The sequence below is a fragment of the Leptolyngbya sp. CCNP1308 genome, from assembly GCF_034932455.1.
GTDB lineage: Bacteria > Cyanobacteriota > Cyanobacteriia > Phormidesmidales > Phormidesmidaceae > Nodosilinea.
Map to the genome: position 1 here is coordinate 240,597 of NZ_JAYGIH010000075.1, position 14,747 is coordinate 255,343.

The 14,747-nt window shown below is 58.9% G+C and carries 11 protein-coding genes; 5 read left to right on the forward strand and 6 right to left on the reverse strand.

Annotated features, from left to right (window positions below; translation table 11 throughout):
* Both VB780_RS21325 and VB780_RS21330 read left to right on the forward strand, forming a co-directional pair.
* Nucleotides 1-1,389 carry a UDP-glucose/GDP-mannose dehydrogenase family protein gene (locus VB780_RS21325; RefSeq protein WP_323353195.1) on the forward strand — a complete coding sequence of 463 codons (1,389 nt, stop codon included), beginning with the start codon at nt 1-3 and terminating at the stop codon, nt 1,387-1,389.
* A 230-nt stretch (nt 1,390-1,619) separates the two neighbouring features.
* Nucleotides 1,620-2,450 carry an SWIM zinc finger family protein gene (locus VB780_RS21330; protein WP_323353196.1) on the forward strand — a complete coding sequence of 277 codons (831 nt, stop codon included), beginning with the start codon at nt 1,620-1,622 and terminating at the stop codon, nt 2,448-2,450.
* On the opposite strand, the gene VB780_RS21335 is transcribed toward VB780_RS21330, so the two are convergent.
* From VB780_RS21335 to VB780_RS21345, 3 genes are all read right to left on the reverse strand, one after another.
* Entirely contained in the window at nt 2,447-3,229 is a 783-nt protein-coding gene (locus tag VB780_RS21335) for an HpsJ family protein (RefSeq protein WP_323353197.1), read from the reverse strand. The two genes, VB780_RS21330 and VB780_RS21335, sit on opposite strands and share 4 nt — an antisense overlap.
* A 260-nt stretch (nt 3,230-3,489) precedes the next feature.
* Nucleotides 3,490-5,256, reverse strand: a complete 1,767-nt coding sequence (locus VB780_RS21340; RefSeq protein ID WP_323353198.1) for a peptide ABC transporter substrate-binding protein — start codon at nt 5,254-5,256, stop codon at nt 3,490-3,492.
* 244 nt (nt 5,257-5,500) lie between these two features.
* The gene (locus tag VB780_RS21345) at nt 5,501-6,388 is read right to left on the reverse strand and encodes a DUF6492 family protein (RefSeq protein ID WP_323353199.1); all 888 of its coding nucleotides are present in this window, start codon (nt 6,386-6,388) and stop codon (nt 5,501-5,503) included.
* A 304-nt stretch (nt 6,389-6,692) separates the two neighbouring features.
* On the opposite strand from VB780_RS21345, the gene VB780_RS21350 reads away from it, so the two are divergent.
* Entirely contained in the window at nt 6,693-8,087 is a 1,395-nt protein-coding gene (locus VB780_RS21350; protein WP_323353200.1) for a hypothetical protein, read from the forward strand.
* A gap of 85 nt (nt 8,088-8,172) precedes the next feature.
* On the opposite strand, the gene hetR is transcribed toward VB780_RS21350, so the two are convergent.
* Together hetR and VB780_RS21360 are read right to left on the reverse strand one after the other, a co-directional pair.
* Nucleotides 8,173-9,111: a heterocyst differentiation master regulator HetR gene (gene hetR, locus VB780_RS21355; RefSeq protein WP_323353201.1), complete on the reverse strand. Its 939-nt coding sequence runs from the start codon at nt 9,109-9,111 to the stop codon at nt 8,173-8,175.
* 355 nt (nt 9,112-9,466) lie between these two features.
* Nucleotides 9,467-9,775 (reverse strand): hypothetical protein, encoded by a 309-nt coding sequence (locus tag VB780_RS21360; protein ID WP_323353202.1) that lies wholly within the window; start codon nt 9,773-9,775, stop codon nt 9,467-9,469.
* Nucleotides 9,776-10,211: 436 nt separating this feature from the next.
* Here VB780_RS21360 and VB780_RS21365 point away from each other — a divergent pair, with 436 nt between their 5' ends.
* Nucleotides 10,212-11,390, forward strand: coding sequence for a pyridoxal phosphate-dependent aminotransferase (locus tag VB780_RS21365; protein ID WP_323353203.1), 1,179 nt, complete (start codon nt 10,212-10,214; stop codon nt 11,388-11,390).
* Between the two features lie 103 nt (nt 11,391-11,493).
* A complete protein-coding gene (locus tag VB780_RS21370; RefSeq protein ID WP_323353204.1) occupies nt 11,494-14,535 on the forward strand; it encodes an EAL domain-containing protein in 3,042 nt (1,013 codons plus the stop codon).
* Here the strand turns inward: VB780_RS21370 and VB780_RS21375 are convergent.
* Nucleotides 14,501-14,743 (reverse strand): hypothetical protein, encoded by a 243-nt coding sequence (locus VB780_RS21375; RefSeq protein WP_323353205.1) that lies wholly within the window; start codon nt 14,741-14,743, stop codon nt 14,501-14,503. The genes VB780_RS21370 and VB780_RS21375 overlap by 35 nt on opposite strands.
* Nucleotides 14,744-14,747 lie beyond the last annotated feature (4 nt).

The following is a 14,747-nucleotide window of genomic DNA, read 5'->3' on the forward strand; positions in this document are numbered from 1 at the left end:
ATGCGTGTATGTGTGATTGGGACGGGTTACGTGGGTCTGGTTACCGGTGTGTGCTTAGCCAATGTTGGGCACGACGTAGTGTGTGTTGATGTCAACGAAGAAAAAGTGAAGCTAATGCAGTCAGGGCAGTCGCCCATTTTTGAGCCCGGGCTGTCTGAAATTATGAAGTCGTCGATGGCGGCAGGCCATCTCCAGTTTTCTACCGATTTGCAGGCTGGCGTTGAGCATGGCGACATTCTCTTTATTGCGGTAGGCACTCCGGCCTTGCCTACGGGTGAAAGTGATACCCGTTATGTAGAGGCGGTGGCTAAGGGGATTGGCACTCACCTCAACGGTGGCTATAAGGTGATTGTAAATAAGTCTACGGTACCCATTGGTTCGGGCGACTGGGTACGCATGATTGTGCTGGATGGGGTAGTTGAGCGCCAGTCGGTACCGGTGCCTGCCGGGGGTGTTCCTGAGACCGTCCACCCTGAGGTGGTAGCTGATTTTGATGTGGTCAGCAATCCAGAGTTTTTGCGGGAGGGCTCGGCGGTCTACGACACCTTTAACCCCGATCGCATTGTGCTGGGCAGCAACAGCCCCCGAGCGATCGCCATGATGAAAGAACTCTACACCCCAATTGTGGAACGACGCTTTGCTGAAGACCCCAATGCCGATCCAGTGCCGGTGCTGGTCACTGACTTGAGTTCGGCTGAAATGGTCAAGTATGCCTCTAACGCCTTTTTAGCAACCAAAATTAGCTTTATCAACGAGGTCGCCAACATCTGCGATCGCGTCGGCGCAGATGTTACCCAGGTGGCCCAGGGCATTGGCCTCGATTCTCGCATTGGCAAAAAGTTTTTGCAGGCGGGGATTGGCTGGGGTGGGTCATGTTTTCCTAAGGATGTGGCAGCCCTGATTCACACCGCCGATGACTACGGCTACGAAGCCCAGCTGCTCAAAGCCGCCGTGGATGTCAACAATCGCCAGCGACAAATAACCCTTGAGAAACTTCAGCAGGTGCTCAAGATTCTCAAGGGCAAAACAGTTGGTCTGCTGGGGCTCACCTTTAAGCCTGACACCGACGACATGCGCGATGCGCCCGCGCTGATTTTGATTGAGCAGCTCAACCGTCTAGGGGCTAAGGTCAAGGCCTACGACCCCATTGTCTCTCAAAGCGGGCTGCGCCATGGGCTAACGGGCGTCATTGTAGAGACCGATGCGACCCACCTAGCCGATAACTGCGACGCCTTAGTCTTGGTCACCGACTGGCAACAGTTCAAAGATCTCGACTACGCCGCTATGGCCCAGCGGATGAATAGCCCTATTGTGATTGATGGCCGCAACTTCCTCGATCGGGAAGCCATGGTGCGGGCCGGGTTCCAGTACGTGGGTGTGGGCCGCTAACTTGCCGTTGAAATGCCTACCCTCCTGGGATTGTTCGGGGACGGTAGGCATTTCTCTAGGATCGCCGCCTGCAATGCATTAGAAACTCTGTGGGTAACAAGTCCAGTAGACTGTCGGTTCCCTGGTAAAGGTCTGTCCAGCTCGGCTCCGTTGCTATGTTGCTGAATTCAGTCTGCGGGGCCCGCTTGACTGGCCTTAAGATAAACAGATACTCACTACGTTTTCCTGCTATGAACGCCTATGCGTCTGCCTCAAATTCTGCCTACGCCCTGGAGGATGAAGCCTGGTGGGTGCAGCGTTGGGTAGAGCTGCTCAATACCTACCGTTTTAAGAAGCGTCTAGAGCGGGGGCGCATCTACGCCAGGGAAGGTCACATTCTTAGCTTGGAGTATAAGGGGTCTAAGGTGACAGCCCTGGTGCAGGGCACGGCTGAAGAACCCTACAAGCTTTCAATCTGGCTGGACGCGTTTAGTGACGAAGACTGGAACTACGTGATTGATTCTCTGTCAGAGCAGGCCATTTATTCGGCCCAGCTGCTGGCGGGGGAAATGCCGGCTGAGATTGAAGCTGTTTTTACCGCTAACGGTCTCAGTCTCTACCCATTCAATCTGTCGGAGGTGCATTCGAAGTGCAGCTGCCCCGATCCTAAAAATCCCTGTAAGCACATTGCGGCGGTGTATTACCAGTTGGGGGATTTCTTTCGAGAAGACCCCTTTGTGCTGTTTCAGCTCAGGGGCCGCAGTCGCGATAGCATTTTAGATGCCCTCCGCCAGCGACGGCAGAGCGCCGCCGCCCCTGACAGTATCGTTACCATCAGCGAAGACGCTGACATTCAGCCAGAGCCCAGAAAAACCGCCAGCCATCTCGATCTTCAGCGGTTTTGGGCCTACACCCAGCCCCTAGATCCTGAGCTGGTCGTGATTACCCCCGCCGAAACCACAGTGCTGGACGTGCTGGGCAAGATACCGCTTCCCCCTGAGGATGCGCCCGTGGTGATGAACTACCTCAAGGAGGTCTATCAGGCGGTAGCCCAGCAGGCCATGATGCAGGCCCTAGGCTAGGCTGCTCGCGTGAGCGAGAGCAGACGCCGTAGCCCTAGCCAACCGATAATGGAGTAGCCTGCTGCCAGGAGTAGGCTAATCACGGAGATCCGAATGCCCGATCGCCACGCTTCGACCTTAACCTGCCGCTCAGCCTGAGTGCGACGGGTGCCAATTTCGGTTTCTATTTGCTGCTGGGCCTGATCGGCACGCTGCTGCAGGAACTGGGTAAGACCCTCTGGGTCATCGCGGTACTGCTCAATGTCGGCAGGAAGCTGACCGCTTTGAATCGCTTGGGCTAGGAGATCGTCGTTTTCGAGGAGTGCCCCTAGCTGGGTCTGCTGCTGGCTCAGCTCGGTAGAAAGTCGCTGCTGCAGCTGGGTGGCGGCTTCGCCGGCTTCGGTACTGACCTGGGCCAGGGCAGCCTGGCTAGACAGACGCACGGCATTGAGGTGCAGCAGGGTAAGTAGCAAGTAAATTAACCCCAAGACGCTGGCTAAAGCACACACCCAAAAGCGCAGATCGGTGGTTAGGCTTTTGCGCTGGGTGGCCTTGCCAACCGAACTGTCTAGCCAAAACCCGGTCAGCAGCAGAGCCATACCCACAAGAGGCACGATGCCGCGATCGACCAGCTGGGTGGTGGTGGCCAGCTGCCACTGCACGTTGGTGAGGTTGGGCGGAATCAGCAGAATGAGAAAGTCGAGCAGGGCTGACAGAATGGCGATCGCACCGGCTACCTTGAGGGCGATCGCAGCCAGGGGAGACACCGTTGAGCTGGTGACAGCGGGTTCAGAGGTCATAGGAATGGTCGGTCGCTTGCTACAGATAACCATTTTGCCCTGGTCAGGTCAGAAAACCACAGGTTTGCCACAAAACCTTGGGCTTTGTTGGGCCGCACCCCTGCCCTAGGTTGGCCTCAAAACCCTGGTGTCGCCGCCGAAAACAGCGATCGTGATCATCTCTACCGCCTCCCATGGGCAGTTCACAGAGCGATGGCGACTTTTGCCTTGGCGCTCACAGAAGCATGGCATCTGGCGTGGGGCGATCGCGCTGTGCCGCCCTAGGGCTCAGCGGGCTGGGGGCTCCAGTCTTTGATGGCCCAGGTGCTGGCATCCCAGGGGGTAAATTCGACGTTGGTGAGGCGATCGCTGACCGCATTGGTCATCGCCCGATGCACCACCGGAATGACAGCGACATCCTGGGCCAGCAGTTCGTTCATTTGCTGAAACAGCTCGGCGCGGCGATCGGGGTCGAGTTCTTGCTTAGCCTCTTCCCAGAGGCGATCGTACTCGGGGTTGCAGTAGCGGGCATTGTTGGGCTCTTGCCACTGGTTGGCTTGAGAGGCAATTTTGGCGCAGGTCCACCAACCCATGTAGGTGCTGGGGTCGGGGCTTTCACTGCCAATGGAGTACACCTGCATGTCGGCATAGAAGTGGTTGAGGCTGCCGGTGTCCTCTGGGTCGCCGGAGAAAAACTCGTCTATGCGCACTCGGGAAACTTGCACATCGACCCCCAGTTCTTGCAGGCTATCGCTGACCATAGCCTGGGTTTTTTGGCGCACCGGGTTCACCGCCGCCTGAAACAGCACCTCTAGGGCAACGCCATCTTTCTCGCGCAGCCCGTCGCCGTTGGTGTCAACCCAACCCGCCTCATTCAGCAGGGCTTTGGCCTGCTCTAGGTCGTAGGTGTAGGCGATATCTGTAGATTGGTAGTCGGCGGGGGCGACCAGCAGCTGGGCGATCGGTTTGCCCGAGGCACCGTAGAGCTCTTTGGCAATGGTGTCGCGATCGATGGCCAGATTGAAAGCCTGGCGCACCCGCACATCGCTAAAGTAGGGATGTGGAATCTCTGGGCTAGAGCGCTCCCCCTCTTCAGTGCGGGCGAAGGGATTGGAAAAATTCAGCATGATGCGCTCTACCTGGGAGCCAAACAGGTGGGTGATGTGGCCGCTGGCGTCGGTTTCTAGCTCGCTGAGAGCCTCGGCTTCGACCTGAAGGTTATGGGCAAAGTCGGCGGTGTTGGCTTGCAGCACTGCCCGCGCCGCAGCGTAGGGAGCCAGACCGCCGGAAAGCTCCACCCGCTTGAAGGCAGGCCTCCCACCCCAGTAGCTGGGGTTGGGCTCATAGATAATGTTGCCCGATTCAAACCCCACCACCTGGTAGGGGCCGGTACCCACGGGCTGAAGGTTCGCCAACGCGTCGCGGGCAGTGGGGCCGTTAAATTCTGCAAAAACGTGGCGGGGCAAAATCAGCCCCGTTTGCCCCGTAAAGGGCACTGACCAGGCGGGGGTAGGGGTAGCAAAGGTAATCTTGACGGTGTAGTCGTCGATCGCCTCAACGCTCTTGACCCCCTCGTAGTACTGGGCGGTGGCGGCGGCTACCACGGGGTTGCGAATAAACTCAAAGGTAAACACCACATCGGCGGCGGTGAAGGGTTCGCCGTCGGCCCAGGTAATGTCGGGCCGCAGTGTCCAGGTGACGGAGGTACCATCGGCGGCCACCCCGCCGTTTTCTAGGGACGGAATTTCGTCCGCCAGAAAGGGCACCAGCTCCCCCGCCTCGTTGTAGCTGGCCAGGGGTTCGTAGACAATGCGGGCCGCCTCAAAATCTTGGTAGCCCGTGGCCAAGTGGGGGTTAAGAGTCACCGCCGAGCGGCTGTAGAGCAGGCGCAAGGTGTCTGGATCGCGAGTTGGTGCAGCTTCATCGGCTTCGATCGCAGTGGGTGGAGCGTTGGTCAGGTCGGTCGATTGGCTACAGGTGACGGTGGCGGCTAGGGCGACACCAGCGGCGGCCACTAAAAGTACGGTGCGAAACCCTGATCTGATCATTTTATTTAATGCTATTGACCCCGAAACAACAGTGTTGCCACTCCACCCCACCCTTCATGCCCCGCCCTTCATGGTAGACAATTTGTCCGGCTCTGCGGCTGGGGGCATTGCGGCAGTAGAGGGCAATTCTCCCCATCTATCTCTATGTCTATCAAGGGCAGGGGCAGGGTTCCCGGAAACTTTAGCCAGACCCTCAGCCGGGAAAATCTATCGCCGGTTGGGAGAGCAGCGGTGCCCCGTCAGCCTAAGGGACAGCGGGTGCGGCACGATAGCGCTGAAGGTAGCGACTGTAGCGATCGGGGGAAATGCCAGCCTTAGCCGAAACCATGACGGCAATCGTCTCGGGCGGAACAGCGGTAAAGAATTCGGCCAGCTGGGAGTCGTCGAGGGGCCGGGGCCGCCAGTATTCGTGGCAGAGGGGAGACCAGTCGTAGACGTGGCCAGCCGCATCGCCCAGCACGTGATCGACAAACACCCCGTAGAGAATGTACTCGGAGAGGGTTTTAGCCCGAGCCAAGGTCTCTAACCAGGGGCGACCCCCGACTTGCTCAATGCGATCGCAAAGGGCCACTACGTTACTCTGCCGCCAGCTAATCAGATTGCCAATGTAGTTGGGGCGGGCGACGCCGTAGCGGTAGCCCTCTAGCCCCAGCAGTCGGTAGGCTGCTGCGTACAGAGGTTCAAAGTCGGGGCTATAGTACTCGGGCACTCGAAACAGCCGGGTCTGGTTTTGACGGGCAAAGTTAGTTAAATCAAAGGGGCGAATAAACACCACATCGGAGTCAACGAAAACGGTCACCGCCTCGGAAGCAAACCGGGCAAAGGAGATCTTGACCAACTGCTGCAAAACCCAGTTGCGAATGGGCGGAGTTTTTAGGCTCAACCAGGCGCGGTTCACCAGGGGCAAACGCCGAATCCAGGGAGGCAGTAGCGCCTCAACGGCTAAAATTTCGGTGTGGGCGTTAGCCAGCGGTTGAAACACCGAATAATCTCGCTGATCGACAATGATGTAGTGGCGCACTGGGGTCTGGTTCAGCTGGCCAACACTGTTTACCAGGAGCCGACAACGGTGGAAGTCAGGCCTGTAGCTGAGAGTGACTAGGGCAAGCGATGGAGACAGAGAAACCGGCATGGGACTAGATGCTCAAAAAGGTCAGCGCTAGCGGGTGGGCCACAGCCTCAGCAGTGCTCTTAGAGGTTTAGATAGAGCGATGCCTAGGCAGCGTACAAGAACGCTTTTGCCCAGCTCTGACCCTAGGGGGAAAAGAAAAAGCGCAGGTAAAGGCTAAGCTAAGGCCATAAAAAACACATGTTGTAATTAAATAGTCAATAAAAAAGTGAATAAATTGGCAAAATTAGCTACTCTTAGGGGTCAACAGCCCCCTTAGTGGTTGAGTATTGAGTGTGAGACTACGCGACCAGGATCAGGCAACCTTATGACTGACACTACGGCTTCAAGCGCTTCCCCAGAGCCCCAGGGTAACCCCTTGCTGTACAACGCCGAGGAGGCTTTAGACCAGCCCATTCCCTCAGCGGGCGCTGGTTGGGAAACGGTCACCTTTCCTGGTCAACTGCCCCTAGCCCATACTGTGGAACTGGCTGAATTGGCCGAGGTCGAGGGTTGGTCTTCAGCGCCGGCGGCCGCTGCTTCCCTACCTGCTGAACCGGCTCCAGAAGATCTGGTGCAGCTGATTCAAGACCTCAACCAGTGTAATGATGCCCTGTTGCTGCGCGTCACCGAACTCGAGGAAGCCCTGGAGCGATCGCAGGTAGCCCTCCAGTCGGAGATTGAGCGTACGCAAACTCCACCGGGCGGTCTCCCATTAGGGGCCACCCCCGGCCCGGTACAGCAGCAAATTGCCCAGCTCCTCAGCGAACTCGACATCGCCAACGATGGGCTGCGCCGCACCACGATTCACAACGAAACCCTACAGGCCGATCTAGAAGCCAACCAGCAGCGGGTCGCCCAGCTTGAGCGCGAATGCACCCTGTTGCAGCAGCGCTTTGGCGAAAAAAATACCGCCCTGCACCAGGCCGAAGAAACCTGTCGCGATCTCAAGGCACGCCTGCATCGCCAGCAGCGTTACACCCTCCAGTTTAAAGCGGCCCTAGAGAAGTGCTTGAATATGGCACCGACGGCCAGCCAGGCAGTGCAAAGCTCGACGACGGCGGTGCAAGGGCAACTGCTGCGCCCTAGCTCCCTAGAAGAAGCGGGTCAGCCGGTTACCATGCCGCGATCGCAGCAGATTCAGCCTTGGTCAGCCGGTACCGGCAGCGTCACCGACAACCCCAGCCTGACCCATCTACTGCGCGGTCTGCGCGGTGCCGGGCCAAGCCCGGTACCAGCGCCAGCCGCTACCCAGACTGACCTCTTTACAGCGCCCGAACCGAGCCCGGCGATCGCCCCCGAACCCTTGCCGACGATGCCAGAGGCTCCCTTGCCCCCGGCGTCCCCCGCGGCGCTTGACCCCTGGCTAGAAGAGGCCAGCCCGACCGCAGCCACGGCGACCTCCGCCGAGGCCGCCTCGCTATTTACCGAGCCATCGCCCTGGGGCGAGCCTGTGGCAGCGGCTCCTCAGCCAACGGCGGCACCCCAGTCCATCCCCACCGCCATGGCTGCCGCCGCAGAGCCGGTGCGGACACCGCAGGCCCCAATCGCCGCACCAGCCCCTAGGCAGTCAGCGCCTACTCTGCCGGCCTACCCCGGCACCGCTGCCAAGGCCTCCCCGTCGCCTTTGGTGTACCCGCTGCGATCGCAGAAAAAGATCACCTCCATTGCCGCCGTTGAGCTACCCAGCTTTGGCCGCGCGGTGCAGCGACGGACGGTATAGAGTCCTGAAAGTGGAAGCAGCCAAAAAGCGGCCTAGTCCCTAAGACTAGGCCGCTTTTCAGTTAGGGAAGTGCGCACCGCACAGTCTACTTGATGTGGTGGCCAATCACCATTTGCAGGAGCGTGGGCTCACCCCCCGGATGGTGGTACTTGTCGGCCCAGGAGCGAATCACTTCGTCCAGTTCTTGCAGCGCGGTGTCGCGATCGGCAGCGGGAATATCCAACTCTTCCAACACCCGCATAGTGCCAGGAATGCAGTTGGCCCACTCCCGCATCATGCGAAAATACTGGGCGGTATCTTCGACCATAGCGTACATGCGCTCTTGGTCATCGACCGGGGCGTAGGAAGACCGAGCCAGCCCGTAGTACGAGGCTCCCCAGGAGGCATCAATGCGCACCACAGTCCCCGAATAGATCAGCCGCCGCCGAATATGCTCCGCCAGCGCTTCGCTGAGGGGCACGCGATGCTCTACGGACAGGTCGTCCTGGGACTTCTCATGGAGAATTTCGATCAGCTCTAAAAATTGAAACGAGTTGATGACGCGGGCCTCGGGGCAGGGTGAGGGCAGCTTGCTCTCTAACAGCGCCTTTTCGTCGGTGGTCAACGAGGTGCCCGCGACCCGCGACTGCCCTGGCTGCCAGGGGTAACGCCGCAGCCACATGTAGGGAAACTGGATCAGGTAGCGGGGTTCTTGGGAACCCAGCATTTTAAGCAACTTACCCTCGGTGAGCGCCTGGCGCATCTCTTCGACAATGGCCTTAACCCGCTTGGGCTCAATGTGGTGCAGGTGCCCCGTCATCCGCAGGTTTTCGCCCTGCTCTAGATAGGTCATATATATGGCGCACTTGGCGGCGGTGGCCGCCGCATCTAAAAAGGCCCCGTGGCGATGCCCCCCGGTGCGCATAGCGCTGAAGGCGATGTATAGCAATATCTGGTCGATAGCGCTGGGGCTGAGGCGGCGAATGAGCGCCTCATCTTCCACCGCGAGAGGAGATAGAGACGTTGAGACAAGAGGTTCAGCCATCGGACTTGGGAAAACTCAGAACAACAGGCGGCACCGCGACCCCCGCTGCTAAGGGTGCAAAACCACTGAAAATCGCCAGAAATAGCAGATACAGCTTAATCTAAATGCTCTGCAAGAAGATGCACCATGGAATATGCAATATAAAAATGAAATATACGTACGCTGGACTTATTTAAAGCTTTGACAAGGCTCCTACGGCTGAGCCGCTGGCCAAGTAAGTTACAACCTGATTACGTTTAAGTGTGACTCAAAACCTGCAAAATTGACCCCTTATTGCAGGTTAATTTCATCTAGGTTGAGGGCGCGGGACTATAGAACCCCGTCACGCCCCTAGCCTGGTACCAACCAGGGAGCTTTAGGCAGTTCGGGGTTCGGTAATTCTGCCGCTGCCGCGGTAGGCAACGGGGCTGCCCCAGCCATGGGAGGGCGGAGGGGTGGGGGCAACCCGACCACTGCCGCGAAAGCTGAGCCAGTCTGCGATCACTGGTACCCGGCTGAGACGACCGCTGCCGCGATCGTCCTCAGCCCCAGCGGCTGCTTGCGACGTAGCCCCAAAGCTAGCGTGGAGTGCAGATAGGCCCAGAGGGGCAGTCGTCATCATCAGGCCCAGGCTAGCGGCGCAGGCCAGGCGAGTCATCAAAGAACAGGGGGAGGAAGGGTGCATAGGACGTGGCCTTGTTAGCGCTTCTAGTCCTAGTTACAAACCTGTCCCTCCTTAGTCAGGAAAATCTTTATCCGTAAATCTGCGGATTTCTCAGATTTAGTCATCTCCGGCACGACTTTAGGCTGGCCCGGGCCATGCGTTGCTCAAGCTACACCTGGCCTATAACAGGGGTTTGAGGGGCCGAACCGAGCTTCGAACGTCGCGGTAAATGATGAAGGCATGTTTACCGAATCTTATTTTTGAAGGAGGAAGCCCCCGCCGCCGCTGTCAGCAGCTCTAGATAAATGCGATCGCCCCGGCAGAAAAACCCCCGACGGCAATGGCCAGAACCGACCAAACGATCTAATCTATGGGGAATATAAATGATGTCCCGGTTAGAGGCCCAACGAACCACTGTTCTGGGGAAGCCGATAGCCATGTTCGTTGAGGTCTGGCCGTGCCCCGATTAGCCCTGGCAAACCGTGTAACCTGCGTAACGCCGTCGATGACCCTGGCGATCTCGGCCCGAGCCAAGGCCATGAAGACCGAAGGCCTGCCGGTGTGCAGCTTTAGCGCTGGCGAACCCGATTTTGACACCCCCGACCACATCAAGGCGGCGGCCAAGGACGCCCTCGATGCAGGCAAAACTCGCTACGGCCCAGCGGCGGGCGAACCCGCCCTGCGCCAGGCGATCGCCAATAAGCTTCAGCACGACAACAGTCTCTGCTACGGCCCTGAAAATGTCATTGTCACCAACGGCGGCAAGCATTCCCTTTACGGCCTGATGATGGCCCTGATCGAACCCGGCGACGAGGTGATCATTCCGGCCCCCTACTGGCTGAGCTACCCCGAGATGGTGAAGCTGGCGGGGGGCACACCGGTGATTGTGCCCACCACCGCCGAGCAAAACTACCGCATTACCCCCGAGCAGCTGCGCCAGGCAATTACCCCCCAGACCAAACTGTTTATTCTCAACTCCCCCTCCAACCCCACGGGCATGGTCTATTCCCCCGCCGAAATTGCGGCGCTGGCGGCGGTAGTGGTAGAGGCCGACATCTGGGTGGTCTCTGACGAAATCTACGAAAAAATTCTCTATGACGAGGCGACCCACCTCAGCATTGGGGCTGTGTCACCCGAGGCCTTTGAGCACACGATTATTAGCAACGGCTTCGCCAAAGCCTACTCAATGACCGGCTGGCGGGTGGGATACCTGGCGGGGCCAGCGGAGTTGATCAAGGCGGTGGCCACGGTGCAGGGCCACAGCACGTCGAATGTGTGCACCTTTGCCCAGTACGGGGCGATCGCCGCCCTCGAAGGCCCCCAAGACTGCATCGCTACCATGGGCCATGCTTTTGCCAAGCGGCGACAGGCTATCATCGACCGGTGTCGGGCCATTGATAGTCTGAGCTGCGGCGAGCCTGAGGGGGCCTTTTACCTGTATATCGACATCAGCGCCCTGGGCATTCCCTCCCTCGATTTTTGTACCCAATTGCTCGACGAAAAGTACGTAGCCGCCATTCCGGGCATCGCCTTTGGGGCTGAGGGTACCATTCGCATTTCCTACGCCACCGATATGGAGACCATTCTAGAGGGCATGGATCGTCTAGAAGCTTTTGTGGCAGGGCGCTTGGGCTAATGACTGCAACTTGGAGTCTCACCGGTTCGTTAATTGTGATGTCGATCGCTTAGTTTCAGCCCCCGGCAGGAATACTAATAGGACTGTTGGTAACACCTGCTACATGGGGCGTCGTTTTCCCGCATTGCCAAATCGAGGTACTTTTAGCCGCCTCCCGCTGCGACTGCTGATTGTTGTCCCCTTTGTGCTGCAAGTCTCTGTGGCGGTGGGGCTGACGGGGTGGCTATCGCTGCGCCACGGGCAGCGGGCGGTGAACGAGGTGGCGAGTCAGCTGCGCGCCACGGTTTCCCATCATATTGAGCAGGAGATAGAGCATCTATTGGCCACATCCCACCTGGTCAACCAGATCAACTACGACGCCATTGCCCTGGACCAGGTTGACCCTGGCGACCCCGAGGCGCTGTTTCGCCACTTTATGCAGCAGTCGCACACGTTTACCCACATCGACTCGATCATGTTTGGCAATGCCAATGGCGAATTTGTGGGCCACACGAATCTAGGCCAGCAGGCACACCAGCGCATGCAGGCCGGCCCTGCCCTCGACAACCACATTCAGTTTGCGGAGGTCGATGCCGCAACTGGCCAGGCTACCCGCATCGTTTCGTCTACCCCCAGTTGGAATACCTCAGCTCGGCCCTGGTATCGGGCGGCCGTGCAGGCCAAAGGCCCAGCCTGGGGAGAGATTTTTCCTTACCATGCCTACCCGGTGCTGGCCCTCTCGGCCTCTCGGCCTGTATATGGCGACGACGGCCAGTTGATTGGGGTGCTGGGCAACAACTTTTTTCTCACCCACATCAGCAAATTTCTACGGGAAATACCCATTAGTGAGCATGGCCAGGCTTTTATTATGGAGCGCTCTGGCCTACTGGTGGCCACCTCTAACGACGCCAAGTCTTTCACTGTGGTAGACGGGCGGCCCCAGCGGGTCTACTCGGTCACGAGCCCAGACCCGCGCATTCGCGCCAGTGCTCGGCTGTTGCTGAACCAGTCGGGGGGCGAGTGGGGAAGCATTCTGCCTCAGCAGACGGAGTTTTGGCTCGATCGCGAGCGGCAGTTTATGCAGGTGGTTCCTCTCAAGGATGGCTACGGCCTGGACTGGCTAATCGTAGTGATTATGCCCGAGGGTGACTTTATGGGAGAGATCGAGGCCAGCCGCCGCAATACCATTGCCCTCTGCGCCCTGGCCCTGGCTGGGGCGATCGCCTCGGGCCTCTACACCAGCCGCTGGATTACCCGTCCCCTGACGGCCTTTGGTTCGGCCTCGCGGGCGATCGCGGAGGGCAACTTGAACCAGACCATTGGCCATACCGGGCTGCAAGAGCTAGAGGGGCTGGCCCTGGCTTTTAACCGGATGGCGGCGCGGCTAGAGTCATCCTTTAGCGACCTGCAACGGTCAAAGGCTCAGGTCGAGCAGGCCAATGTCGCAATTCAGCAGCAAGCGGCGCTATTTCGCCTGATGGCCGAAAATATGAGCGATCTGGTCTGTCTCCACGGGATGGATGGCAACTATCTCTATGTCAGCCCCTCGGTGGAATGGCTGCTGGGCTACACCCCCGACGATCTGATTGGGCTCCAGCCCTGTAGCCTGGTGCACCCCGACGATCTAGACCAGTGCCAGGCGTCTCTCCAATCCCCCTCGTTAGAGGCTTTAGAGCCAGGGCCGATCGTGTATCGTATACGCCATTGCCAGGGCCACTACATCTGGCTAGAGACCTTTACCCGGCCCATCGTCGATGCGACTGGGGCGGTGGTGCAGCTCCAGACCGCCTCCCGCGACGTCACTGACCAGGTGCGGCTGCGCCGCCAGCTCGAGCACGACGCCTGCCACGACAGCCTTACCGGGTTGCCCAACCGCAAGCAGCTGCAAGAGCGTTTAGAGACAGCCCTGAGGCGGGCTCACCAGCAGCGTCAGTACCGCTTTGCCCTGCTGTTCTTAGACATCGACCACTTTAAGGTGGTCAACGATAGTCTGGGCCACCTGATTGGCGATGAGCTGCTGATGGAGGTGGCCAGCCGTCTCAATAAGGTGCTGCGCCCGAGCGATCTGGCGGTGCGCCTAGGGGGCGACGAGTTTATCGTACTGCTGGAGGACGTTGGCCATTTTGAGGTGGCCCAGGCCATGGCCGAGCAGCTATTAGAAACCCTGCGCCAGCCCTTCCAGCTCAGCAGCCACCAGATGTTTGCCACCGTCAGCCTGGGGCTGGTCATGGGTGATGACCGCTACCAGAGCGCCCTGGAGCTGATTCGTGATGCCGACACCGCCATGTACCGGGCTAAGGCCGGAGGCCGCGACGGCTATCGGATGTTTGACAGCGGCATGCACGATCGCGCGATCGCCCGGCTCACCCTCGAAACCGAGCTGCGCCGCGCCCTGCTCAACCACCCCGAAGAATTTGTGCTCTACTACCAGCCCATTGTCGATCTGCAAACCGCAGCGGTCACCGGGTTTGAGGCTCTGGTGCGGTGGCAACACCCCCAGCGGGGCCTGATCATGCCTGGAGAATTTATTTCGGTGGCGGAAGAAACCGGGCTGATTGCGCCCCTGAGCTACTGGCTGCTAGAGCTAGCCTGTCGCCAAATGGCTGCCTGGCAGAGCATCCATTACCAAGCCAAGGAACTGACCGTGAGCGTTAACCTGTCGGCGCTGCAGCTCCACAACACCGGCCTGCTCAGTCGAGTCGATGAGATTCTGCAAAAAACCGGGCTTTTGTCGGCCAGCCTGGTACTAGAGATCACCGAAAGCATGCTGATTGACAATATCGACGACACCATTCGCGTCCTCAACGGCCTGCGTCAGCGGGGCATTGCCCTCAGCATTGACGATTTTGGCACCGGCTATTCATCCCTCAGCTACCTGTACCGGTTTCCAATTAACAGCCTGAAGATCGATCGCTCCTTCGTCAGCCAAATGCAGACCAGCTCCAGCCATGAAACCATTGTGCACACCATTATCAATCTGGGGCGACAGCTGGGTTTTCGGGCGATCGCCGAGGGCATCGAAACCCCCCAGCAGGTCAGCACCCTCAAGCGGCTGGGCTGTGACTACGGCCAGGGCTACTGGTTTGGCAAACCCCAGACCTCCGATGCCATCGAGACCTGGCTAGCCCAGTCTAGCGCCCAGTACCGCCCTTACCCGGTGAGCTAAGCCGCCGATCGACCCACCGTCTAGCCTTGTAAATAGCCTCAGATCGGCTGACCACCCCCGGCACCGCCACCGCACAGCCGGTGGCGTAGGTGGCCCATACCGCGTACATCGGCACGCCATCTTCGCTGCTCTGGTCGAGCTCAAGGCGAAAACCCCGGTACTCAAAGGACAGCACCACATGGGGGTAGTCGGGTTCGGCAAACAGCATAGCG

Excerpts from the sequence above, each read along its gene's own strand:
- VB780_RS21370 (WP_323353204.1), top strand. The coding sequence starts at position 11,494 with ATGGGGCGTCGTTTTCCCGCATTGCCAAATCGAGGTACTTTTAGCCGC.
- VB780_RS21330 (WP_323353196.1), top strand. The coding sequence starts at position 1,620 with ATGAACGCCTATGCGTCTGCCTCAAATTCTGCCTACGCCCTGGAGGAT.
- VB780_RS21360 (WP_323353202.1), bottom strand. The coding sequence starts at position 9,775 with ATGCACCCTTCCTCCCCCTGTTCTTTGATGACTCGCCTGGCCTGCGCC.
- VB780_RS21325 (WP_323353195.1), top strand. The coding sequence starts at position 1 with ATGCGTGTATGTGTGATTGGGACGGGTTACGTGGGTCTGGTTACCGGT.
- VB780_RS21375 (WP_323353205.1), bottom strand. The coding sequence starts at position 14,743 with ATGCTGTTTGCCGAACCCGACTACCCCCATGTGGTGCTGTCCTTTGAG.
- VB780_RS21335 (WP_323353197.1), bottom strand. The coding sequence starts at position 3,229 with ATGACCTCTGAACCCGCTGTCACCAGCTCAACGGTGTCTCCCCTGGCT.
- VB780_RS21345 (WP_323353199.1), bottom strand. The coding sequence starts at position 6,388 with ATGCCGGTTTCTCTGTCTCCATCGCTTGCCCTAGTCACTCTCAGCTAC.
- VB780_RS21350 (WP_323353200.1), top strand. The coding sequence starts at position 6,693 with ATGACTGACACTACGGCTTCAAGCGCTTCCCCAGAGCCCCAGGGTAAC.
- VB780_RS21340 (WP_323353198.1), bottom strand. The coding sequence starts at position 5,256 with ATGATCAGATCAGGGTTTCGCACCGTACTTTTAGTGGCCGCCGCTGGT.
- hetR (WP_323353201.1), bottom strand. The coding sequence starts at position 9,111 with ATGGCTGAACCTCTTGTCTCAACGTCTCTATCTCCTCTCGCGGTGGAA.